19 protein-coding genes are annotated in these 21,150 nt (G+C 72.2%); 16 read left to right on the top strand and 3 right to left on the bottom strand.

Annotated features, from left to right (window positions below; genetic code table 11):
- Positions 1 to 16: 16 nt before the first annotated feature.
- Positions 17 to 514, top strand: a complete 498-nt coding sequence (gene rpsI / locus HGBR_RS03690; protein WP_019157978.1) for a 30S ribosomal protein S9 — start codon at positions 17 to 19, stop codon at positions 512 to 514.
- A 311-nt stretch (positions 515 to 825) separates the two neighbouring features.
- Positions 826 to 2,190, top strand: coding sequence for a phosphoglucosamine mutase (glmM, locus tag HGBR_RS03685; RefSeq protein ID WP_019157977.1), 1,365 nt, complete (start codon positions 826 to 828; stop codon positions 2,188 to 2,190).
- A gap of 63 nt (positions 2,191 to 2,253) precedes the next feature.
- Here glmM and HGBR_RS03680 read toward each other — a convergent pair whose 3' ends face one another.
- Both HGBR_RS03680 and coaA read right to left on the bottom strand, forming a co-directional pair.
- Positions 2,254 to 4,131, bottom strand: a complete 1,878-nt coding sequence (locus tag HGBR_RS03680) for an ABC transporter ATP-binding protein (protein ID WP_019157976.1) — start codon at positions 4,129 to 4,131, stop codon at positions 2,254 to 2,256.
- Between the two features lie 187 nt (positions 4,132 to 4,318).
- Entirely contained in the window at positions 4,319 to 5,368 is a 1,050-nt protein-coding gene (coaA, locus tag HGBR_RS03675) for a type I pantothenate kinase (protein ID WP_019157975.1), read from the bottom strand.
- A gap of 147 nt (positions 5,369 to 5,515) precedes the next feature.
- On the opposite strand from coaA, the gene HGBR_RS03670 reads away from it, so the two are divergent.
- Genes HGBR_RS03670 through HGBR_RS03660 form a run of 3 tightly spaced genes read left to right on the top strand, consistent with a single transcriptional unit; the run spans position 5,516 to position 7,559 of the window.
- Positions 5,516 to 5,878, top strand: a complete 363-nt coding sequence (locus HGBR_RS03670; protein WP_019157974.1) for a DMT family transporter — start codon at positions 5,516 to 5,518, stop codon at positions 5,876 to 5,878.
- Positions 5,875 to 6,186, top strand: coding sequence for a DMT family transporter (locus tag HGBR_RS03665; protein WP_019157973.1), 312 nt, complete (start codon positions 5,875 to 5,877; stop codon positions 6,184 to 6,186). The genes HGBR_RS03670 and HGBR_RS03665 overlap by 4 nt, the downstream gene beginning before the upstream one ends.
- A 14-nt stretch (positions 6,187 to 6,200) precedes the next feature.
- Complete coding sequence (locus HGBR_RS03660; protein WP_019157972.1) at positions 6,201 to 7,559, top strand: MFS transporter; 1,359 nt, start codon at positions 6,201 to 6,203, stop codon at positions 7,557 to 7,559.
- A gap of 66 nt (positions 7,560 to 7,625) precedes the next feature.
- Here HGBR_RS03660 and HGBR_RS03655 read toward each other — a convergent pair whose 3' ends face one another.
- Positions 7,626 to 8,753 (bottom strand): epoxide hydrolase family protein, encoded by a 1,128-nt coding sequence (locus tag HGBR_RS03655; protein WP_019157971.1) that lies wholly within the window; start codon positions 8,751 to 8,753, stop codon positions 7,626 to 7,628.
- A gap of 116 nt (positions 8,754 to 8,869) precedes the next feature.
- Here HGBR_RS03655 and HGBR_RS03650 point away from each other — a divergent pair, with 116 nt between their 5' ends.
- From HGBR_RS03650 to HGBR_RS03600, 11 genes are all read left to right on the top strand, one after another.
- Positions 8,870 to 9,829 (top strand): helix-turn-helix transcriptional regulator, encoded by a 960-nt coding sequence (locus HGBR_RS03650; RefSeq protein WP_019157970.1) that lies wholly within the window; start codon positions 8,870 to 8,872, stop codon positions 9,827 to 9,829.
- A gap of 97 nt (positions 9,830 to 9,926) precedes the next feature.
- Positions 9,927 to 11,801 carry a glutamine--fructose-6-phosphate transaminase (isomerizing) gene (gene glmS, locus HGBR_RS03645; protein WP_026077306.1) on the top strand — a complete coding sequence of 625 codons (1,875 nt, stop codon included), beginning with the start codon at positions 9,927 to 9,929 and terminating at the stop codon, positions 11,799 to 11,801.
- Between the two features lie 103 nt (positions 11,802 to 11,904).
- Positions 11,905 to 12,435 (top strand): holo-ACP synthase, encoded by a 531-nt coding sequence (locus tag HGBR_RS03640; protein ID WP_019157968.1) that lies wholly within the window; start codon positions 11,905 to 11,907, stop codon positions 12,433 to 12,435.
- A 106-nt stretch (positions 12,436 to 12,541) separates the two neighbouring features.
- The gene (locus tag HGBR_RS03635; RefSeq protein WP_019157967.1) at positions 12,542 to 13,774 is read left to right on the top strand and encodes a M20 metallopeptidase family protein; all 1,233 of its coding nucleotides are present in this window, start codon (positions 12,542 to 12,544) and stop codon (positions 13,772 to 13,774) included.
- 42 nt (positions 13,775 to 13,816) lie between these two features.
- Complete coding sequence (locus HGBR_RS03630; protein ID WP_019157966.1) at positions 13,817 to 15,571, top strand: bifunctional ADP-dependent NAD(P)H-hydrate dehydratase/NAD(P)H-hydrate epimerase; 1,755 nt, start codon at positions 13,817 to 13,819, stop codon at positions 15,569 to 15,571.
- Entirely contained in the window at positions 15,561 to 17,378 is a 1,818-nt protein-coding gene (gene alr, locus HGBR_RS16280; protein WP_019157965.1) for an alanine racemase, read from the top strand. Before HGBR_RS03630 ends, alr begins: the two co-directional genes overlap by 11 nt.
- A 26-nt stretch (positions 17,379 to 17,404) precedes the next feature.
- The gene (gene tsaB, locus HGBR_RS03620) at positions 17,405 to 18,151 is read left to right on the top strand and encodes a tRNA (adenosine(37)-N6)-threonylcarbamoyltransferase complex dimerization subunit type 1 TsaB (RefSeq protein ID WP_019157964.1); all 747 of its coding nucleotides are present in this window, start codon (positions 17,405 to 17,407) and stop codon (positions 18,149 to 18,151) included.
- Between the two features lie 18 nt (positions 18,152 to 18,169).
- Complete coding sequence (rimI, locus tag HGBR_RS16275) at positions 18,170 to 18,718, top strand: ribosomal protein S18-alanine N-acetyltransferase (RefSeq protein WP_019157963.1); 549 nt, start codon at positions 18,170 to 18,172, stop codon at positions 18,716 to 18,718.
- 105 nt (positions 18,719 to 18,823) lie between these two features.
- On the top strand, positions 18,824 to 19,444 hold the full coding sequence (locus HGBR_RS03610) for a hypothetical protein (RefSeq protein WP_019157962.1): 621 nt from the start codon (positions 18,824 to 18,826) through the stop codon (positions 19,442 to 19,444).
- On the top strand, positions 19,441 to 20,601 hold the full coding sequence (tsaD, locus tag HGBR_RS03605) for a tRNA (adenosine(37)-N6)-threonylcarbamoyltransferase complex transferase subunit TsaD (protein WP_019157961.1): 1,161 nt from the start codon (positions 19,441 to 19,443) through the stop codon (positions 20,599 to 20,601). Before HGBR_RS03610 ends, tsaD begins: the two co-directional genes overlap by 4 nt.
- Positions 20,588 to 21,148 (top strand): NUDIX domain-containing protein, encoded by a 561-nt coding sequence (locus tag HGBR_RS03600; protein ID WP_019157960.1) that lies wholly within the window; start codon positions 20,588 to 20,590, stop codon positions 21,146 to 21,148. The genes tsaD and HGBR_RS03600 overlap by 14 nt, the downstream gene beginning before the upstream one ends.
- The last annotated feature ends 2 nt before the right edge of the window (positions 21,149 to 21,150 follow it).

The raw sequence follows: 21,150 nt of genomic DNA, 5'->3' as shown, positions 1-21,150 counted from the left end.
TTCACCGAGGAGAATCGTGACAGAGAACACCGTGGACGAGGTCGAACTGACCGAGTACAGCACCGAGACCCCGGCTGATGCAGGCCTGGGCGAGGCCGTGGCCGGTGGCCGCGGCCAGTCGATCACCGCACCCGGAGCCGCCGTGGGCCGCCGCAAGCAGGCCATCGCGCGCGTCCGCCTGGTGCCGGGCTCCGGCGAGTGGACCATCAACGGCCGCGACCTGGAGACCTACTTCCCCAACAAGCTGCACCAGCAGAGCGTGAACGAGCCGTTCCGCCTTCTCGATCTGGAGGGTCGCTTCGATGTGATCATCCGCATCAAGGGCGGCGGGCCGTCCGGCCAGGCCGGCGCTGTGCGCCTGGGCATCGCCCGCGCGCTCAACGAGATCGACCGCGACAACAACCGCGCGGAGCTCAAGAAGGCCGGCTACCTGACCCGTGACGCTCGCGTCCCGGAGCGGAAGAAGGCTGGACTGAAGAAGGCGCGCAAGGCGCCGCAGTTCTCCAAGCGCTGATTATCCCACCTGCGGGTTCGCAGGTGCTGGAGATCCCCGGAGGGCCCTCGACCCATGCGGTCGGGGGCCCTTCGGCCGTGTGCGGCGGGTGCCGGCGTGTTCCCGGACGGGCCCGGTTCCGGCCCTGTCCACTATCCTGACCTGAACGAAGCCCCGCCCACGGCAGGCTGACCCTCCCGCGGCACGAATCGGCCGCAACCGCCGGTGCGTGCCGCGTCGCGCGCCCTGCACTGCGGACGCGGGACATCGCACGCACCCCTGCACCCCACCGTGGACCAGGGTCCACAACATCCCGGAAGGATCCCTCACACATGTCACGACTCTTCGGCACCGACGGCGTCAGAGGACTGGCGAACCGCGACGTCACCGCGCGACTGGCACTGCAGCTGGCCGTCGCCGGCAGCAGGGTGCTGGCGCGCCCGGAGGACGCCGCCGCGGGGAAGCGCCCGGTCGCGATCGTGGGTCGCGACACGCGGGTGAGCGGCGAGTTCCTGGCGGCGTCGATGTCTGCGGGCATCGCCTCGACCGGTGTCGACGTCGACGACGTGGGCGTCCTGCCCACCCCGGGGATCGCGTACGCGGTGAAGGCGACGGGCGCGGCGTTCGGCGTCGTCATCTCCGCCTCGCACAATCCGATGCCGGACAACGGCATCAAGTTCTTCGGTCCGGGCGGCACGAAGCTCACGGATGCGCAGGAGGATGAGATCCTCGCGCTGCTGGACGAGGAGTGGGAGCGCCCCACGGGCGCGGACGTGGGACGGATCAGCCGGTACCCCGCCGCAGCGGATGAGTTCACGGAGCACCTGGTGCGCGGACTGGGCGAGCCCGGCACGGTCCGCCCCCTGTCCGGGCTGACGGTCGTCGTCGACTGCGCGCACGGTGCGGCCTCGGTCGTGGGCCCCGCAGCCCTGCGGCAGGCCGGTGCAGAGGTCGTCGTCATCGCCGCGGAGCCGGACGGCTACAACATCAACGACGGGGTGGGCTCCACCCACATCGACAACCTGCGCGAGGCCGTGGTCCAGCACCAGGCGGATCTGGGCGTGGCCTTCGACGGGGACGCGGATCGCTGCCTGGCCGTGGACTCCCTGGGCCGTGAGGTCGACGGCGACCAGGTCATGGGCGTCCTGGCGCTGGGCATGAAGGAGGAGGGGACGCTGGCGGACGACACCCTCGTCGTGACCGTCATGTCGAACCTGGGACTGCGCCTGGCGATGGAGAAGCAGGGCATCCGCATCGAGGAGACCGCGGTGGGCGACCGCTACGTCCTGGAGCGCATGCTCAAGGGGTCGTACTCGCTGGGCGGCGAGCAGTCCGGTCACGTGCTCCTCCTGGAGCACGGGACGACGGGCGACGGCGTCCAGACGGCGCTGCACCTCATGCACCGGATGGCGCGCACCGGCCGGACACTGGCGGACCTCGCCGCGGAGGTGCCCAAGCTGCCGCAGGTGCTCATCAACGTGAAGGGCGTCGACAAGGCGCGCGTGGGCAGCGACGAGAGTCTCCAGCAGGACATCGCCTCGGTCGAGGCGGAGCTGGGCGAGACGGGTCGGGTCCTGCTGCGAGCCTCCGGCACCGAGCCGGTCATCCGCGTCATGGTCGAGGCGGCCACGGAGGACGAGGCGCAGGCGCAGGCCCAGCGTCTGGCCGACTCCGTGCAGGAGCGCCTGGCGCTCTGAGCCGCACGTCGAGAGACGACTGAGGGGTCCGCATGCGCGGACCCCTCAGTCGTTCCCGGTGGTTCAGTCGTCGTGCCGGAACTGCGTGCGGTGGAACTGCGCGTACCGCCCGTCGCGGGCCAGCAGACCCGCATGGGTGCCGCGCTCCACGATGCGGCCGCGCTCCACGACCAGGATCTCGTCCGCCGCCTCGATCGTGGACAGGCGGTGGGCGATGACGAGCGCGGTGCGGCCCTCCATCGCCTCGTCCAGGGCCTGCTGGATCGCCGCCTCGTTCGTCGAGTCCAGTGCGCTCGTCGCCTCGTCCAGGATGACGACGGGCGGAGCGGCCAGCAGGAGCCGCGCGATCGTGAGGCGCTGACGCTCACCGCCGGACAGCCGGTAGCCGCGCTCGCCGATGACCGTGTCCAGCCCGTCCGGCAGGCGGTCGAGCACGTCGGACAGCCGCGCCCGGCGGATCGCATCGTGCAGCTCGTCGTCCGTGGCGTCCGGCTTCGCGATGAGCAGGTTGTCGCGGATCGAGTCGTGGAACAGGTGGCCGTCCTGCGTCACCATGCCCACCGCGCGCTGCAGGTCCGGGAACGACAGGTCGCGCACGTCGACGCCGCCCAGCTCCACGGCGCCCTGCGTCACGTCGTAGAGGCGCGGCACCAGGGAGGCGATCGTCGACTTGCCGGCACCGGACGACCCCACGAGGGCGACGGTCCGACCGGCCGGCACGAGGAGGTCGATGTCGTGGAGGACCTCGCCGTCCTCCCGGGCGTCCAGGGTGGTGACCTCCTCGAGGGAGGCGAGCGAGACCTCGGACGCGGTGGGGTAGGAGAAGGCGACGTCGCGCAGTCGGACGGACAGCGGGCCCTCCGGCAGCGACACGGGTGCCTCCGGTTCGCGGATCGCGGGCAGCAGATCGAGGACCTCGAAGACGCGCATGAAGCTCACGACCGCGCTCATGACGTCCATGCGGGCGTTCGCCAGCATCGTGAGCGGACCGTAGAGGCGCGTGAGCAGCATCGCGAGGGTGACGACCTGGCCGGCGTCCAGGGTGCCCACGACGGCCTGCCAGCCGCCCAGGCCGTAGACGAGTGCCAGCGCCAGGGCGCTCACGAGGGTGAGTGCGGTGACGAAGGTGGCCTGCAGCATCGCGACCCGCACGCCGATGTCGCGGACGCGACCGGCGCGCACGGAGAACTCCTCCGACTCGTGCGCGGGATTCCCGAACAGGCGGATGAGGGTCGCGCCGCCGGCGGAGAACCGCTCCGTCATCCGCGTCGACATCGCCGCGTTGTGGTCCGCCGCCTCGAACTGGAGCGCGGCGAGCCTCCCGCCCAGCAGGCGGGCGGGGATGAGGAAGATCGGCAGCAGCAGGATCGACAGGAGCGTGACCTGCCACGAGATCGTCACCATGACGCCCACGGTCAGGGCGAGCGACACCGCGTTCGCCACGACGCCGGAGAGCGTGTTGGAGAAGGCGCGCTGCGCCCCGATCACGTCCGTGTTGAGACGGGACACCAGCGCGCCGGTGCGCGTGCGGTTGAAGAAAGCGATGGGCATCGTCTGGACGTGGTCGTACACGGCGGTGCGCAGGTCGAAGATGAGGCCCTCACCCACGCGGGAGGACAGCCAGCGGCTGGCGATCGAGATGACGGCCTCGGCGATGGCCAGGCCGGCGATCGCGGCGGCCAGCCACATGATCGTGGAGACGGGACCGCCGGCGGTGATCGCGTTGACGACGCTGCCGGACAGGACCGGGGTGATGACGCCGGCGACGCTCGTGAGGACCGACAGGAGGATGAAGCCGATGAGCAGGTGCTTCTGCCGTGCGGCGAAGCCCAGGATGCGGCGGAGGGTGGGGCGATCGACAGTCACATCGTTCGTCGAACCGCCGTCGCGGTGGCTGCGCACCTGACGGCGCATCATCATGTGGGGACTGATCGTGCTCATGGGGCTCCCGCGGGTGAGGCGACGAGGAATGTGAGAGGGGTGGGAGCGCCGCGTCGCGCGCGCGTCGACCACCACATCTCAACCCGCGGACGGCCTCGCGCATTCCCACGCACGTTCGTTCGAAGCGTACTCGCAGTGGGCAGACGCGGGGGACCCGCTCAGACGCGCGGAATCAGAGAGTGCGGAATCAGAGCTTGCGCAGCTGGATCCGTGCGACGGAGTGGTCGGAGGCCTTGCGCAGCAGCAGGTCCGCCCGTCCCCGCGACGGCATGACGTTCTCGTGGAGATTGGGGGAGTTGATCGAGTCCCAGATCTCCGAGGCCAGCACGCGGGCCTCCGCGTCCGTCAGCTCCGAGTACCGGTGGAAGAACGAGTCGGGGTCCTGGAACGCTCCGTGCTTGAGCCGGAGGAAGCGGCGGATGTACCAGGACCGGACATCGGTCGCACTCGCATCCACGTAGATGGAGAAGTCGAAGTAGTCGCTCACGGAGACGCCCACCTTCCCGTCCGCGCGCGGGCGGGGCGGCTGGAGGACGTTGAGGCCCTCGACGATGAGGATGTCCGGGCGGCGGACGGTGATGCTGGCGCCGGGGACGATGTCGTACGTGTGGTGCGAGTAGACGGGGGCGCGGACCTCCGGTGCCCCGGACTTCACGGCGGCCAGGAAGCGCAGCAGGCTGCGCCGGTCGTAGGATTCCGGGAAGCCCTTGCGGCCGCTGAGGCCGCGGCGGGCCAGCTCTGCGTTGGGGAACAGGAAGCCGTCGGTCGTGAGCAACTCGACGCGGGGGGTGTCCGACCAGCGCGCCAGCATCTCGCGCAGCAGGCGTGCGGTCGTCGACTTGCCCACCGCGACGGACCCGGCCACGCCGATGACGAAGGGCGTGCGCTTGGACGCGGGTTCGAATCCCTCGTCCGCCAGGGGGGAGAGGAACTCCCGGGTGACTTCGTGCTTCTGCCCGCGGGCGGCGGAGTACAGGTTGAGCAGGCGGGACAGCGGGAGGTAGATGGTCTCCACCTCCTCGATGTCGATGCGCTCGCCCAGGCCGCGCAGCCGGGCGACATCCGACGCGGTCAGGGGCAGCGGGGTCGAGTCGGCCAGGCGGGACCACTGCTCGCGCGTGAAGTGCCAGTACGGCGACTGTGCGTCCGTGTCCGTGCGCCTGCGGGGACGGAGTCCGGCCAGCCTGCGGGCTGCATCGGAGAGGGGCGTCGACGTCTCCGTGTCGTGCTCAACCATGCCGCCGATTGTTCCATGTCCGGAGGTGAGCCACGTCTCGCGGGTGTGGCGTGAGACGCTCCGAACGGGGACGCGACCGCCGGGAACGCGCTGATAGATTCGCCGCATGCCCTCCTCGTCGGTCCCCGCCGTGCGCGGAGTCGGCCGATGAACCCGCGTCTGCGCGGATGGCTCCTGCTGCTGGCGGCGGTCCTCGCAGAGGTGACGGGGTCGATCTCCATGAAGGCGGCCCTCGACGATCCGCGTCTCTACACGATCACCGGCATCGCCTACGCCGGTGCCTTCGTCCTGCTCAGCGGTGTCCTGCGCCTGGGGGTGCCCCTGGGCGTCGCGTACGGGACGTGGGCGGCGGCGGGCGTCGCGCTCACCGCGATCGGCTCCGCCGTGCTGTTCGGTGAGCCCTTCACCCTGCTCATGGGTATGGGCATCGTGCTCATCGCCGCGGGCGTCCTCCTCGTGGAGCTGGGCAGCTCCCACACCCGCCGGGCCCGGGACACGGTGGAGCTGTGACGGCCGCGCTCCTGCTGTCCGGCGCGATCGTGCTGGAGGTGAGCGGCACCCTGTCGCTGCGGATGGGGGCCGTGGGCTCCCGCTGGTGGTACGCGGCGGTCGCCGTCCTCTACGCGGGCGCGTTCGGGCTGCTCGCCCTCGTGCTGGCCGCCGGGATGCCGCTGGGCATCGCCTATGGGGTGTGGTCCGCCTTGGGTGTCGTCCTCACCGCGATCCTGGGCCGCCTCCTGTTCCAGGAGCCCTTCACGTGGGCGAGCGCACTGGGCGTCGCCCTCATCACCGGTGGCGTCCTGCTCGTCCTCCTCTGACACAATCGACACCTGTGACCCCTCGCCCTCCCCGCCGCGCCCGTCTGCGCGCCCTCTTCGCGGACACCCGTCCGCTCACGCATCCGCATTTCCGCCGACTGTGGCAGGCGAACATCATCACCTCGATCGGCGCGCAGCTCACCGTCGTCGCGGTGCCCGCGCAGATCTACTCGATCACCGAGTCGTCCGCGATGGTGGGCCTCACCGGAATCTTCGGCCTGGTCCCGCTCGTCGTGTTCGGTCTGTGGGGAGGGGCGCTGGCGGATGCCATGGACCGGCGCACCCTGCTGCTCATCACGACGGCCGGTCTCATCGGCACGGCGGTGCTCTTCTGGGTGCAGGCCGCACTGGCGCTGGACAGCGTCTGGCTGCTGCTGGCGATCTTCGCCCTCCAGCAGTCGTTCTTCGCCGTCAACCAGCCGGTCCGCACCGCGATCCTGCCCCGGATCGTGCCCATGCACCTGCTGCCCAGCGCCACGAGCCTCAACATGACGGTCGTCATGGCCGGAGCGATCGTGGGGCCGCTGATGGGCGGCGCGCTCATCCCGCTCGTGGGCTTCGCGTGGCTCTACCTCATCGACAGCGTCTTCCTCTTCGCGACCCTCTACGCGGTCGTGCGCCTGCCGTCGCTGGTGCCGGAGAACGCGATCGCCAGCCCCGGCCTGCGCAGCGTCCTGGACGGCTTCCGCTATCTGCGGCTCCACCACGTGCTGCTCATGAGCTTCGTCGTCGACATCATCGCGATGGTGTTCGGCATGCCGCGGATCCTGTTCCCGGAGATCGCCCACGAGAGCTTCGGTGGGCCCGTGGACGGCGGGATCGTGTACGCGCTGCTGTTCGCGGCGATGCCGGTGGGCACCGTCCTGGGCGGCGTCTTCAGCGGTTGGGTCTCCCGCGTCGAGCGCCAGGGGCTGGCCGTCGTCCATGCGATCATCGTGTGGGGCGCCGCCGTGGCCGTCCTGGGCCTGGCCGTGGGGCTCGCCGGGCGTGCCCGGCCCGCCGCCGAGGCCGCGGCCGGCTCCGCGACGTCCGGCGCCGACGGAGGCCTCGCCCTGGGCGGTGCCCTGCTGGTCCTGCTGATCGTGGGCCTGGGGATGCTGGTGGTGGGCGGTGCCGCGGACATGGCGTCCGCGGCGTTCCGCAGCACGATGCTGCAGGAGGCGGCGACGGACGACGTGCGGGGACGCCTGCAGGGCGTCTTCATCGTCGTGGTCGCGGGCGGCCCGCGCCTGGCCGACATCCTCCACGGCTGGGCGGCCTCGGGTGTGGGCGCGGCCTGGGCCACGGGAGGCGGCGGCCTCCTGGTCATCGGGGGCGTCCTCGTCGCGTGCGCCCTGGTGCCCGCCTTCCACCGGTACCGGGTCGAGCGGTAGCCGCGCGGCGGTGAGCGGGCGGAGCGGGCACCTCGACCCATCGGGGGAGGGGTGCCCGCTCACAGATCAGAGCAGGGAGCCGATCGAGGTGCGGATGTCGTCCGCCACCAGCTGCGGCTGCTCCCAGGCGGCGAAGTGCCCACCGCGCGGGGCGGCCGTCCAGTGGACGACGTCATCGGTGGCCTCGACCAGGCGGCGGACCGGGCGGCCGATGTCGTCCGGCATGGCGAGGATGGCCGTGGGGGTGTGCGAGACCTCCAGCGGCTGGTCCCAGTCAGGGAATCCGTACTTGTAGTAGCGGGCGGAGGAGCCGGCTGTGCGGAAGAACCAGTAGATGCTCACGACCGTCAGCATCTCGTCGCGGTCGAGTGCCTCCTCCGGAGCGCCGTCGACGCCCGACCAGTCGCGGAACCTCTCGACCAGCCACGACAGGAGGCCGGTGGGGGAATCGGTCAGTGCGTAGGCGAGTGACTGGGGGCGGGTCGCCTGCAGCATCGCGTACGCGCCCACGTCGTAGGCATAGCGCATGCCGGCGGCGACCGCCTGCGCTTCGTCGGGGTCGGACATGTCCGCGGTCTCCTCCGTGAGCTCCTCGCCGCCCAGCGTCCCGGTCGTGTGGACTCCGGCGACGCGGTCGGGGTGCCGCAGTCCCAGCTCCCGCGCGATCCCCGCCCCGGTGTCGTACCCGTGCACCAGGAACCGGTCGTAGCCCAATCGGTCCATCACCTGGGCGAACGCGTCAGCGGCGCGGACGAGGGTCCACCCCTCGACGGGACCGGAGACCCCGAATCCGGGGATGGTGGGGATGACGAGGTCGAACGGCTGTCCTCCGTCCTGCGGCTCCGTCAGCAGCGGGATCATCGCGAGGAAGTCCGTGGGACCGCTGGGCCACCCGTGGATGAGCAGCAGCGGCGCGGCGGCGGGGCGCGGGGAACGGACGTGGAAGAAGTGGAGGTCGTGGTCGTCGACGGCGGTGGTGAACTGCGGGACGGCGTTGATGCGGGCCTCCTGGCGCCGCCAGTCGAAGTCATCGCGCCAATGGTCCGCGAGCTCCCGGATGTAGGACAGCGGCAGACCGTCGGTCCATCCCGCGTCGCGGCGTTCGTCGGGCCAGCGGGTCCAGTGCAGGCGCTCACGCAGATCCTCGAGGTCGGTGTCGTCGATGTGGAGTGTGAAGGGCTCGATGGTGTTCATGGCTGTCACACTAGGAACTCTTGCGGTCAGGATACGACCGGAAGTCCGCCGCGATGCGACACCCGGATCGAACGTCCCGCGGCCAGCGACCCGCGGCCCGGAGGAGGAGGGGAGACATGTCGTCGATCAGTGCTCGGGTCCTCGAGCTGCTGGCGCTGCTGCAGAACCGTCGGCACTGGAGCGGCGACGAACTGGCGCGCCGTCTGGAGGTGAGCCCTCGGACGCTGCGCCGCGATGTCAGGAGCCTGCAGGATCTGGGCTACCCGATCTCCACGTCGCGGGGAACCGGCGGCGGTTACCACCTGGCTCCCGGCGGCACCCTGCCGCCGCTGGTGCTCAGCGAGGAGCAGGCGGCCGCCGTCGTCCTGGCGCTCAAGGACGCGGCGACCGGGGCGAATCCCACGGACCCGACTGCGGCCGTCACCGCGCTCGCCGCGATCGTGCAGGTGCTGCCCACCGCGATCCGTCGACGCATCGACTCACTGCAGCACGTCTCGACTCTGTCCGGCCCGTACGGGCACGCGGTCGCCGTCGACACCCAGGTCCTCACGACGCTCTCCCTCGCCGCGCGCGACCACGAAGCGGTCGCCCTCGAGTACACCGATGCCGCGGGCAGGGTCACGCAGCGCACGGTCCAGCCGCATCACATCGTCTCGCTCCACCAGCGGCTGTACCTGGTCGCATTCGACCCGGCGCCCGCGGACTGGCGGACCTTCCGCATCGACCGCGTCGCGAATCCCCAGCGGACAGGGCAGCGATTCGCTCCCCGTGCACTGCCGGTGGCCGACGCCGCGGAATACGTCCGCCAGCGCATCGAGTCGGCACCGCACGTCTACGAGGTGATTGCGACCGTCAGGTGCTCCGCCGCCGCTGCGCAGGAGAGACTGGGGCAGTGGGGTGATGCCAGCCCCCTCGATCCGCAGAGCTGCACCGTCCGCATACAGGTCCGTGATCTCGACTGGGCCGCCTTCGCCCTCGCGTCGCTCGCAGTGCCGTTCACGATCCACTCGCCGCAGGAGGCCATCGACCACGCGGTGGCCTGGGGTGACAGACTGAGCCGCGCGGCTCCACTGTGACGCGCACGACGCGCTCCCTGCGTATTCTCTTCGCATCAGCGGCCAGGCAGGTCCGCGCACCATGCGCGGGGCCGTCCGTCCGCGTAAACTTCGCGGCATGTGTGGAATCGTCGGATACGTGTCATCGGTCGCCCCCCGGGAAGCGGACCACGTCGCTCTGGACGTGCTGCTGCAGGGCCTCGGCCGCCTCGAATACCGCGGCTATGACTCCGCTGGCGTCGCAGTCGTGACCCCGGACGGTCAGCTGGGCGCGCGGAAGCGGGCCGGCAAGCTGCAGAACCTGCTGGACGAGGTGGAGGCGCAGCCGCTGCCGGTCGCGCAGACGGGGATCGGACACACCCGCTGGGCGACGCACGGCGGCCCCACGGACCAGAACGCGCACCCGCACCTGGCCGACGACGGGAAGCTGGCGGTCATCCACAACGGAATCATCGAGAACTTCGCGCAGCTGCGCCAGGGGCTCGCGGCGGACGGCGTGGAGTTCGAGTCGGAGACGGACACGGAGATCGCCGCGCACCAGCTGGCGAAGAACCACCGGGCCACCGGCGACCTGACGGAGGCCATGCGGGTGACCGTCGGACAGCTGGAGGGCGCATTCACGCTCCTGGCCGTCCACGCGGACGCGCCGGACACGGTCGTGGCGGCCCGCCTCAACTCCCCCCTGGTCATCGGGCTGGGCGAGGGCGAGAACTTCCTGGGCTCGGACGTCGCGGCGTTCATCGATCACACGCGTCGCGCGGTGGAGATCGGGCAGAACCAGATCGTCACGATCACCCCGGACTCCGTCAGCATCATCGACGCGGACGGACACGCGGTCGAGGGCGAGCCGTTCGACGTGGACTGGGATCCGGCGACGGCGGAGAAGGGCGGCTTCGAGTCGTTCATGGACAAGGAGATCCACGACCAGCCGCAGGCGGTCGCGGACACGCTGCTGGGCCGGTTCGGCCTGGACGGCAGGCTCCAGCTGTCGGAGATGAACATCGACGAGTCGCTGCTCAAGTCCGTCGACAAGATCGTCGTCATCGCGTGCGGCACCGCCGCCTACGCGGGACAGGTCGCGAAGTACGCGATCGAGCACTGGTGCCGCATCCCCACGGAGGTCGAGCTGGCCCACGAGTTCCGGTACCGTGACCCGGTCGTGAACGAGAAGACGCTCGTCGTCGCGGTGTCGCAGTCCGGCGAGACGATGGACACCCTCATGGCGGTGCGCCACGCCCGTCAGCAGGGGGCGAAGGTCATCGCGATCTGCAACACGTTCGGGTCCACGATCCCGCGCGAGTCCGACGGTGTCCTCTACACGCACGCGGGACCGGAGATCGCCGTCGCGTCCACGAAGGCGTTCCTGTCGCAGGTCGTCGCCTGCTACCTGCTGGGCCTCTACCTGGCGCAGCTGCGCGGCAACAAGTACAGCGACGAGATCCGGGTGATCCTCGACGAGCTGGAGGCGATCCCCGCAAAGATCCAGCGGATCCTCGACGAGACGAAGCCGCAGGTGACCCAGTTCGCGCAGGCGAACAAGGATGTCTCTTCCGTCCTGTTCCTGGGTCGCCACGTGGGCTACCCGGTCGCGATGGAGGGAGCGCTCAAGCTCAAGGAGCTGGCGTACATCCACGCAGAGGGCTTCGCCGCCGGCGAGCTCAAGCACGGCCCCATCGCGCTCATCGACGAGGGCCAGATGGTCATCATCGTCGTCCCGTCGAAGAAGGGCCGCGACTCGCTCCACGCGAAGGTCCTGTCGAACATCCAGGAGGTCCGCGCCCGCGGCGCGAACACGGTCGTCATCGCAGAGGAGGGGTCGACGGAGGTCGAGGAGTTCGCGTCCCAGGTCTTCTACGTCCCGGAGACCACGACGCTGCTGGCCCCGCTGCTGGCGACGGTCCCGCTGCAGGTCTTCGCAATGGACCTCGCCACGGCGAAGAACCTGGACGTCGACCAGCCCCGCAATCTGGCGAAGTCCGTCACCGTCGAGTGACGACGCCCGGTCGACGCGCAGACTGAATCCTCGAGCGCCCCCGTACCCCTGGCGGTGCGGGGGCGCTCACGTCTCCGCCCGCGGATCGGCTACGGTTCGAGGCATGGCGATCATCGGAACGGGCGTCGACATCGCGGATGTGCCGCGGTTCGCGGAACACATCGAGCGGGTCCCGGAGCTGCTGGACCGGCTGCTGACCCCGGCGGAGCAGCTCAAGAAGAACGGGAAGCGTCGCAGCGCGGAGTCGCTGGCCGCGCGGTTCTCCGCGAAGGAGGCGCTCGTCAAGGCGCTGCAGCTGCCGCAGATCATCCCGTGGCAGGAGGCCGAGGTCGTTTCCGCCTTCTCCGGCGCCCCCAGCTTCCGGCTGACCGGCTGGGTGCTGGAGCACTTCCGGCAGAAGGGCGGCGAGACGGTGCACTTGTCGATCACCCACGATGCGGGCCGCACGGTCACATTCGTCGTCGTGGAGGGGTCCGGTCCCGCATTGGCCCCGCCCGTCGACCAACCGGCGCCACTGCTGCCGGGGTCGCCCGAGGCCCTGGCCCAGTTGGAGGAGTTCCGCACCTGGGCGCGGGCGAAGCGCGAGGCCCGGCGGGCCGAGCGCGAGGCCGCCCGGCGGAGATCCGGAGACTGACCGCGGGGTCGGTGAGTACTCGGCCGGTGGCCGATCTGCAACACTCCCGTCGCACCTGCTCAGGCCGCCTGCCGGACGCCTGTGCGCCGCTATTACAGTGGAACCCATGAGTCTTCCCACCACCGCCGAGTCCGACGCACTCCTGCCCCAGCTCCAGCAGATCCGCCGCGCGCTGCACAGCGCGCCGGAGGTGGGTCTCGACCTGCCGCAGACGCAGCGGACGGTCCTGGATGCACTGGAGGGACTGGACGTCGAGATCACGACCGGCGAGGGGCTCAGCTCCGTCACCGTCGTGCTGCGCGGCGGCCGGCGCGAGGAGACGCACGCGGCGGTGCTGCTGCGCGGGGACATGGACGCCCTCCCCATCGAGGAGGAGACCGGATTCGACTTCGCGTCCACGAACGGCGCGATGCACGCGTGCGGCCACGACCTCCACACGACCGGCCTCATCGGGGCGGTGCACCTGCTCCACTCGCACCGGGCGGTTCTGCCCGGCGATGTCGTCTTCATGTTCCAGCCGGGGGAAGAGGGCTGGGACGGGGCCGGGAAGATGCTCGACGAGGGAGTCCTCGAGGCGGCGGGCGTCCCCCTCGTGGGCGCCTACGGCGTGCACGTCTCCGCGGACCAGCCGCAGGGTCACGCCTACTCGCGCCCCGGCTCCTACATGGCGGCGTTCTCCCGCTTCGACATTACGGTGCTGGGACGCGGCGGCCACGCCGCGCGCCCGGAGAACGCGCTGGACCCGATCGCCGGGGGCGCCGCCCTCATCGGCCAGCTGCAGGAGTACATCACCCGCCGCTTCAACGTCTTCGACTCCGTCGTCCTCACGACCGGCATGTTCCACGCGGGCACCGCCGTCAACGTCATCCCGGAGTCCGCGGAGCTGTCGATCAGCGTCCGCACCTTCACCCCGGAGGCCACCGCGCGGGCAGAGGCGGAGCTGCCCCGGGTCGCCCGCGAGTTCCTCGCCGCCCACGGCCTGGACTCCCGGATGTCCTTCGAGACGATCCTCCCGGCGACGATCAACGACGACACAGAGGCGCACTTCTTCCTCGACACGTTCGCGGACCTCTTCGGCCGCGACCGCACGCACCAGGTGCCGTTCCCGCGTGCCGGCTCCGAGGACTTCTCCCGCGTCCTCGCCCGCGTCCCCGGGTCGTACGGACACCTGGGCGCCGCACTGCTGGGCGTCGAGGCCTCCGAACAGGAGGTGAACCACTCCCCGCGCGCCCGCCACGGCGACGAGGCGCTGGGAGGTCAGGCCCTCTTCCTCGCGCATCTGGCGGCCCGTCGTCTGCACCGCGAACTCGATCGCGCTGCGGCTGAGCCCTCCGCCTGATCCGTGAGGCGCGACGCGTCCCACGGCACTACTGTGGGACGCATGTCCGTCCTCGCCTACAGCGCCGCCGCGGTCCGTGCAGCCGAGCAGCCGCACCTGGACGCCGGTCGTGGCGAGGCGCTCATGCGCCGCGCGGCCGCCGGCCTGGCGACGGAGTGCATCCGCGCACTGCGGGAGACCACCGGCCGGGTGGCCGGCTCCCGCGCCGTCGCGTTCGCGGGCCCGGGGAACAACGGGGGAGACGCCCTCTTCGCCGCGGCCCGTCTGGCCCGTCGCGGCGTGCACGTCACCGTCGTGGCCCCGCTGGGGCGTCTGCACCCGGCCGGTCTGGCCGCTGCCCGTCGCGCCGGTGTCCACGTCCTCGAGCCCCCGGCAGCGGCTCACGGCACTGCCGCGTCTGACGACACCGCCGCGGCTCACGGCACCACGACCACGCGTGCCGGATCGCCGGGCCCGGGCGCGCTCGATCCGTTCCTCACCCGCGCCGCGCAGCTGGCCGCGGACGCGGACCTGGTCCTGGACGGTCTGCTGGGCACGGGCGCCCGCCCCACCCTGGACCCGCCGCTCTCGACCCTCCTGACCACCTGGCAGGAGGCCGAGGCCGCCCGCCGCAGCTCTGCTGAGAGCACCACCGCGCACTCCGGTTCCGCCCGCACCACCCGTCCCCTCGTCGTCGCCGTCGACGTGCCCACCGGGGTCGACGCGACGACCGGACACTGCGGGCCCGTGCACGTGCGCGCGGACCTCACCGTCACCTTCGGCCTGCACAAGGCGGGCCTCCATCTGCCCGGCGGTGCCGAGGCCGCCGGCACCGTCCGCCTCCTCGACATCGGCCTCGACCCCCGGGACGCGGACGAACCGCCCCGAGCCCGGATCCTCACCGACGGCGACCTCGCCGACTGGCCCCGGCCACGACCTCGGGATCACAAGTACACCCGCGGAGTCCTGGGCGTCGTCGCCGGTTCCAGCCGGTACCCGGGTGCCGGCGTGCTCACGAGCCTCGCCGCCGCCGGCGCCGGGGTGGGCATGCTGCGGGTCCTGGGGACAGCCTCGGTGCAGGAGGCCGTGCTGTCACGGCTGCCCGAGGCCGTCACGGCTCCCGGCCGCGTGCAGGCCTGGGTGCTGGGGCCGGGTGCCCCGGACCCGCAGGACATGCTCGAGTTCCTCACCGAGGCCGTGGGCACCGGCACACCGCTCGTCCTGGACGCGGGGGCGCTCGCCCTCGTCCCCTCCCTGCTGACCGCGGTCGGGGGAGGGCCGGCGGCGGGCGCGCCGTCGCCCCTGCCGGCGGCCTGCGTCCTCACCCCGCACGCCGGTGAGCTCACGGACCTGCTCACCCGCATCGACGCAGACGCCCACGACCTCGCACGCGAGGACGTCGAGACCGACCCGGCCCGCTGGGCGCAGCGCGCGGCGCACCTGACCGGCGCGATCGTCCTCCTCAAGGGCCACCGCACGGTCATCGCGGCTCCCGACGGCAGGCTGTGGCTGCCCACCCCCGGTCCGGCATCGCTGGCGACCGCCGGCAGCGGCGACGTCCTCGCAGGTCTCGTGGGCGCGGCCCTCGCGACCGGGATGGGAGAGCCCGGGGACCGCGCGGACCCCGCCGACCCCGCTGGCTCCGCGGACCCAGCAGGCTCCGCCGCCCGTGCCGCCGGACTCGCGGCGCTGGCCGTCGTGCTGCACAATCGAGCGGGCCTGGATGCGGCCAGCGCCTCCGCGATCGCGCAGGCTGTCCCCGCCGTCCTCGCCGCCCCTCGTCCCACCGCCCCCGGAGGTCACCCCCATGCGAGCTGATGCTCCCTCGAGTCTGCGCGCCGTCATCGACGGGGAGGCGCTGCGGGACAACGTCGCGGCGATCGATCGGCGCATCGGCGATCGCACCCTCATGGCGATCGTCAAGGGCGACGCGTACGGGCACGGCGTCGACCTGGTCGTGCCCGCGCTGCTGGCCGCCGGCGTGCGGCACGTGGGTGTGGCCACCCTCGCCGAGGCCCTCCACGTCCACGACCTCCTCACCGATCTGCCCGGCGGTCCGGAGGTCCGGCTCCTGTTCTGGATCCACGACACGACCACCGATCTGTCGCCGGCCGTCGCGCGCGGGATCGAGGTGGGCGTCTCGACCGCCGCCGGATTCGAGCGCGCGCGTGCCGCGGCCACCGCTGCGGGTCGCACCGCCCGCGTGCATCTCAAGGTCGACACGGGGCTGGGTCGCGGCGGATTCTCCGCGGAACAGCTCACCGCGCTGCTGACGCAGCTGGCCGCTCCCGAGGCCGCCCTCACCTCGGCATCGACCGCCGCCTCCGCGGACGCCGGGTCACCCGTGCGGATCGTGGGTCTCATGAGTCACTTCGCGAACGCGGACGTGCCCGGCGACCCGGCCACCGCACGTCAGTCCGCGCAGTTCACCGAAGCCCGCGCGCAGGTGGAGGAGTTCCTCGCGGGTCCCGGTGCGCGCTTCGCCGCGACGGACGGCCTGCGCACGCACACCGCGAACTCGCCGGGTGCGCTGGGTCCGGACGGCGTGCCCGGCGACACGGTCCGCGTGGGACTGTCGCTGTACGGCCTCAGTCCGTTCGAGGAGATCACCGCCGGCCAGTTGGGGCTGCGCCCCGCGCTCACCCTCCGATCGCGGATCCTCACCGTCAAGGACGTGCCCGCAGGACACGGCGCCTCCTACGGACTCACCTTCACGACACCCCGGCCCACGCGCTTCGCGCTGGTGGCGGGCGGGTACGCGGACGGGATCCCGCGCAGCGCCTCCGGCAGTGCCGAGGTCTGCGTGGGCGGTCGCCGCTTCCCGGTCGTGGGTCGCATCGCGATGGACCAGATGATCATCGACGCCGGTGACGCCCGCATCGAGGAGGGCGACGAGGTCGTCGTCCTGGGCGACGGCACGACCGGCCCCAGCGCGGAGGAGTGGGCCGCCTGGGCGGGCACCATCAATTACGAGATCGTCACCCGGGTGGGTGCGCGCGTCGACCGTGAGCTGCGCGGGGAGACACCCGCCCCACCGGAGCCAGCACCGGAGGCACGGGAACGGCGCGCCCTGGGCGCCCTCACGGTGCGGCTGGCGGACCGGGCCGCGATGGCCGACTTCGCGCAGGCGCTGGGCCGGTGCGCACTGCCCGGCGACGTCGTGATCCTCACCGGCAACCTGGGCGCCGGCAAGACGACGTTCACCCAGTTCCTCGCCCGCTCGCTGGACGTGCGCGGCCGCGTCTCCTCGCCCACGTTCGTCCTGGCGCGCGAGCACCCGCCGCGCGGCAGCGGGCCCGGCCTCGTCCACGTCGACGCGTACCGCCTCGAGGACGCCGCGGAGTTCGACGACCTGGGCCTCGACGCGGCCCTGGACGAGTCCGTCACCGTCATCGAATGGGGGCGCGGTCTGGCCGAGTCCCTGGGCGACCACCTGGACATCGAGATCCTCCGCCCGGACGAGGTCGCCCGGTCCGCCGACGACCCGGACAACCTCGATACGGCCACGTTCTGCGCGGAGTCCGAGGACCCCGATGCGGCCGCGGACGACGAGCCTCGCATCATCACGATCACAGCGCACGGACGCCGGTGGGCGGGTAGACTCGACGGGCTCACCCGGAACTGATCCGCCCCACCCCTGGAAGAGGCCCCGTGCTCATTCTCGCGATCGACACCTCGGCGGCCGCGTCCGTCGCGCTGGTCGACGGGGAGACCGTCGTCGCCCAGCGCACGGAGTTCTCCGCGCGTCGGCACGTCGAGTACGTGGGACCCGCCCTCACCCACGTGCTGGAGGCGGGCGGACGTCCGGACGCCGTCGCGGTCGGCGTGGGCCCTGGCCCCTTCACCGGCCTGCGGGCCGGGATCGCCGCGGGCATCGGAGCGGCCGTGGGAGCGGACGTCCCCGTGCACGGCGTCGTGAGCCACGACGCGCTCGCCCTCCGCACCCTCGCGGGGCCGGACCCGGCCGCAGACGGACCGTCGGGTGCGAGCGGGAGCGACCGCGGCCTCGGCGGCCCGTCCTCCCCGGTCCTCGTCGCGACGGATGCCCGCCGTCGCGAGGTGTATACGTCGCTCTATTCGGGTCTGGACGACGACGGTCTGCCCGTCGTCCAGGCAGGACCCGCGGTCCTCGCCCCCGCCGCGGTCGAGGACTGGCTGCAGGAGACCGCCCCCGGCCCGTCGCCGCGGCGAGTGGGCCGCGGCTTCGTCCTGCACCGCGAGGCCCTGGGCGCACCCCTCGACGAGGAGCCCGAGGCGCTCGACCCCACCGCCGCCTGGGTCGCGCGGGTCGCGCACCGCGCGCTGGCCGCGGGCCGCACCCTCCCGGGCACCGAGCCGCTCTATCTGCGCGAACCCGATGCCGCGCCCACCCCGCGCCGCTCGACACCGCTGACCTGAGACACACGGAAGACCCCAGTGAACGACGCACGCCCCTCGGCCACCAGCGACCCCTCCGACCCCTCCGACCCGGTGGGGCCCGACCGTCCCGCCGCCCCCTCCGACCCCGCGCATCCGCAGGATCCCGCCGCGCCTCGCCTGCGCCGGATGCGGTGGTGGGACATCGACCGTGTCGCAGAGTTGGACTCCGTCCTCTTTGGCGCGGACACGTGGACGCCGGAGTTCTTCTGGTCGCAGCTGGCCTCGCCGGTCGCCCGCATGACGATCGCGGTGGAGCCCGGCGACGTCCTCTGCGGCTACGTGGGCGTGAGCGTGACCGGGCCGCAGGCGGACATCCTCACGATCGGAACCGCCCCGCAGGCGCAGGGCAGGGGACTGGGCCGCCGCCTGCTGGAGCACGCGACGGACTGCGCGCGTGCGGCCGGTGCGGAGGTCCTCCACCTCGAGGTCGCCGCGGACAACGAACCCGCCCTGGGCCTCTACCGCAGTCGGGGCTTCGAGGAGCTGGGCCGCCGGCCGGGCTACTACGCGGGGGCGGACGCCGTCGTCATGCGCGCCTTCCTCTGACCACCCCGGCGCACGGGCCGCTCTCGCCTCTCCCGCGCGTCCCCTGCCGCGTCCGTTCCTCGATCCGTCCGGTGCGCGCTCAGCCGGCGCGCTTAGGATAGAGGCATGACGGATCGACTGGTAGACGTGTCCCTCACGGAGTGGGAGGACGGCATCGACCTGATCCTCGACACCCGCGTCGCGCTCCCGCCCACGCAGGTCTGGCCGTACGTGACCCGCTCGGAACTGGTGGAGTCGTGGTTCGTGGCCTACTCCGCCGGAGAGGGCGACGATGAGATCGTCCTCGAGCTGGACGACCAGCCGGCGGCCGCGCACATCCTCTCGATCGAGGCTCCGGAGACGGACGCGGATCCCGCGCACCTGCTCCTAGACATCACGGGCATCGGTCGGTTGGGTCTCACCCTCACTCCCGTCGACGGCGACGAGGACGACGCGGATCTGCCCGCCCCGCCCGCGATCGCCGCGACCACTGCGGCCGGCGCGCCCGTCGGTGCGGCCGAACCGGGCGCCCCGATCATCGCCACCCGCATCACGCTGGCCCACACGCTCGCGGATCCGGGGATCGACCACGCGGTCCTCTCCCAGGTGATCTCGCAGGTGGGCCCGGTGTGGGAGACGCACCTGCGGCTCTTGGCCGGCGCGCTGACGAACAGTCCCGGCGAGTACGACGTGCTGGAGGAGGAGCTCACCCTCCGCTACGAGCAGATCGCGCAGGAGATCGAGTGACCCGTGCCGAGCCCCTGGTCCTGGGCATCGAGACCTCCTGCGATGAGACCGGGGTGGGCATCGTCCGCGGGCGCACGCTGCTGACGAACACCGTCGCCTCCTCGATGGAGGAGCACGTCCGCTTCGGCGGAGTCGTCCCGGAGGTCGCCTCCCGAGCCCACGTGCAGGCGATCGGGCCCATGATCCGCGCCGCGCTCGCGGACGCGGACGTCCGGCTCGACGACCTCGACGCGATCGCGGTGACGGCGGGACCGGGACTGTCCGGCGCCCTCATGGTGGGTGCCGCCGCCGCGAAGGGGCTGGCCGCGGCGACGGGCCTGCCGCTCTACGGGATCAACCACCTGGCCGCGCACGTCGCGGTCGACCTGGTCGCCCCGGACTCCCCGGGACTGCACACGCCCACGATCGCGCTGCTGGTGTCCGGCGGGCACACGGAGATCCTGCGGATCGGCGACATCGTCGACGACATCGAGCTGCTGGGCGCCACGATCGACGACGCCGCCGGCGAGGCCTTCGACAAGACCGCCCGCCTGCTGGGCCTCGACTACCCGGGTGGTCCCAGCATCTCGAAGGCCGCGGCCGGACTGCTGGACGGCACCGGCGTCCCCGGCGACCCCACCGCCGTCCGCTTCCCGCGCGGCCTGGCTACGAAGAAGGACCTGCGCGACCCGGAGCGCCGCCACTCGTTCTCCTTCTCCGGCCTCAAGACGGCCGCGCTGCGGACCGTCACCGCCGCCGAGGCCGCACTCGCCTCCCCGCCCCAGCAGACGGACGCGGGGGTGGGCGCCCCGGTGACCGGGACCTCGGGACCGGGGGCGACGACCGGTGCACTGCGGCTGGCGGACATCGCGGCCTCGTTCGAGGAGGCCGTCGTCGATGTGCTCGTGACGAAGACATTGCTGGCCTGCGCGGACACGGGCATCGACCACGTGCTGCTGGGCGGGGGAGTGGCCGCGAACGCGCGCCTGCGCGAACGACTGGCGGCCCGCTGCGCGGACGCGGGCGTGACCCTGCGAGTGCCGCCCCTGCGCCTGTGCACGGACAACGGGGCGATGGTCGCGGCGCTGGGCGCGGAGATCGTGGGCCGGGGAACGCAGCCGTCGGACCCGGGATTCGGAGTCCTGTCGTCTTTGGAGGTGGAGGATGTCCTCGTCTGAGCAGTCCGACCCGCAGCGACCGCAGCCCGCGCCGGGCGCCACCGGCGAGCTGACGCATGAGATGCGGGAGCACCTGCGCGCCCGGCGCCGCAAGGGGGACCGCTGGGTCGAGACACCCAAGGGCCGGTTCTGGGGACTCTACGGAGCTGCCGGTCTGCTGCTGCACGATCCGGACCGCGGCGTGCTGCTGCAGCACCGGGTCTCGTGGTCCGCGCACGGCGGCACGTGGGGGATCCCGGGCGGCGCCATCGACGAGGGCGAGACCCCGCTGACCGGCGCGATCCGCGAGTGCCACGAGGAGGCGGGCGTCCCGCGACTGGACGGCGAGGACATCCGGATCCTCCACACGCACGTCGTCGACATGGAGGGCTGGTCGTACACGACCGCCGTCGCCCGCACGCTCACCCGCATGGAGGCGTACGTCGCGGACATCGAGAGCGTCGAGCTGCGATGGGTGCCGCTGAACGAGGTGGCGGACTATCCCCTGCACCCCGGATTCGCGGCGGCCTGGCCGCAGCTGCGTGCGGTCCTCGAAGGCGAGCCGTGACG

This window comes from Brevibacterium senegalense, from assembly GCF_000285835.1.
Taxonomy (GTDB): domain Bacteria; phylum Actinomycetota; class Actinomycetes; order Actinomycetales; family Brevibacteriaceae; genus Brevibacterium; species Brevibacterium senegalense.
This window is presented reverse-complemented; position numbering and strand designations above follow the sequence as displayed.

Bases quoted from the DNA above. Each gene is read 5' to 3' on its own strand.
- glmS (WP_026077306.1), top strand. From the start codon at position 9,927: ATGTGTGGAATCGTCGGATACGTGTCATCGGTCGCCCCCCGGGAAGCG.
- HGBR_RS03610 (WP_019157962.1), top strand. From the start codon at position 18,824: ATGACGGATCGACTGGTAGACGTGTCCCTCACGGAGTGGGAGGACGGC.
- alr (WP_019157965.1), top strand. From the start codon at position 15,561: ATGCGAGCTGATGCTCCCTCGAGTCTGCGCGCCGTCATCGACGGGGAG.
- HGBR_RS03680 (WP_019157976.1), bottom strand. From the start codon at position 4,131: ATGAGCACGATCAGTCCCCACATGATGATGCGCCGTCAGGTGCGCAGC.
- HGBR_RS03650 (WP_019157970.1), top strand. From the start codon at position 8,870: ATGTCGTCGATCAGTGCTCGGGTCCTCGAGCTGCTGGCGCTGCTGCAG.
- HGBR_RS03630 (WP_019157966.1), top strand. From the start codon at position 13,817: ATGTCCGTCCTCGCCTACAGCGCCGCCGCGGTCCGTGCAGCCGAGCAG.
- coaA (WP_019157975.1), bottom strand. From the start codon at position 5,368: ATGGTTGAGCACGACACGGAGACGTCGACGCCCCTCTCCGATGCAGCC.
- HGBR_RS03640 (WP_019157968.1), top strand. From the start codon at position 11,905: ATGGCGATCATCGGAACGGGCGTCGACATCGCGGATGTGCCGCGGTTC.
- HGBR_RS03635 (WP_019157967.1), top strand. From the start codon at position 12,542: ATGAGTCTTCCCACCACCGCCGAGTCCGACGCACTCCTGCCCCAGCTC.
- HGBR_RS03655 (WP_019157971.1), bottom strand. From the start codon at position 8,753: ATGAACACCATCGAGCCCTTCACACTCCACATCGACGACACCGACCTC.
- glmM (WP_019157977.1), top strand. From the start codon at position 826: ATGTCACGACTCTTCGGCACCGACGGCGTCAGAGGACTGGCGAACCGC.
- HGBR_RS03600 (WP_019157960.1), top strand. From the start codon at position 20,588: ATGTCCTCGTCTGAGCAGTCCGACCCGCAGCGACCGCAGCCCGCGCCG.
- HGBR_RS03670 (WP_019157974.1), top strand. From the start codon at position 5,516: ATGAACCCGCGTCTGCGCGGATGGCTCCTGCTGCTGGCGGCGGTCCTC.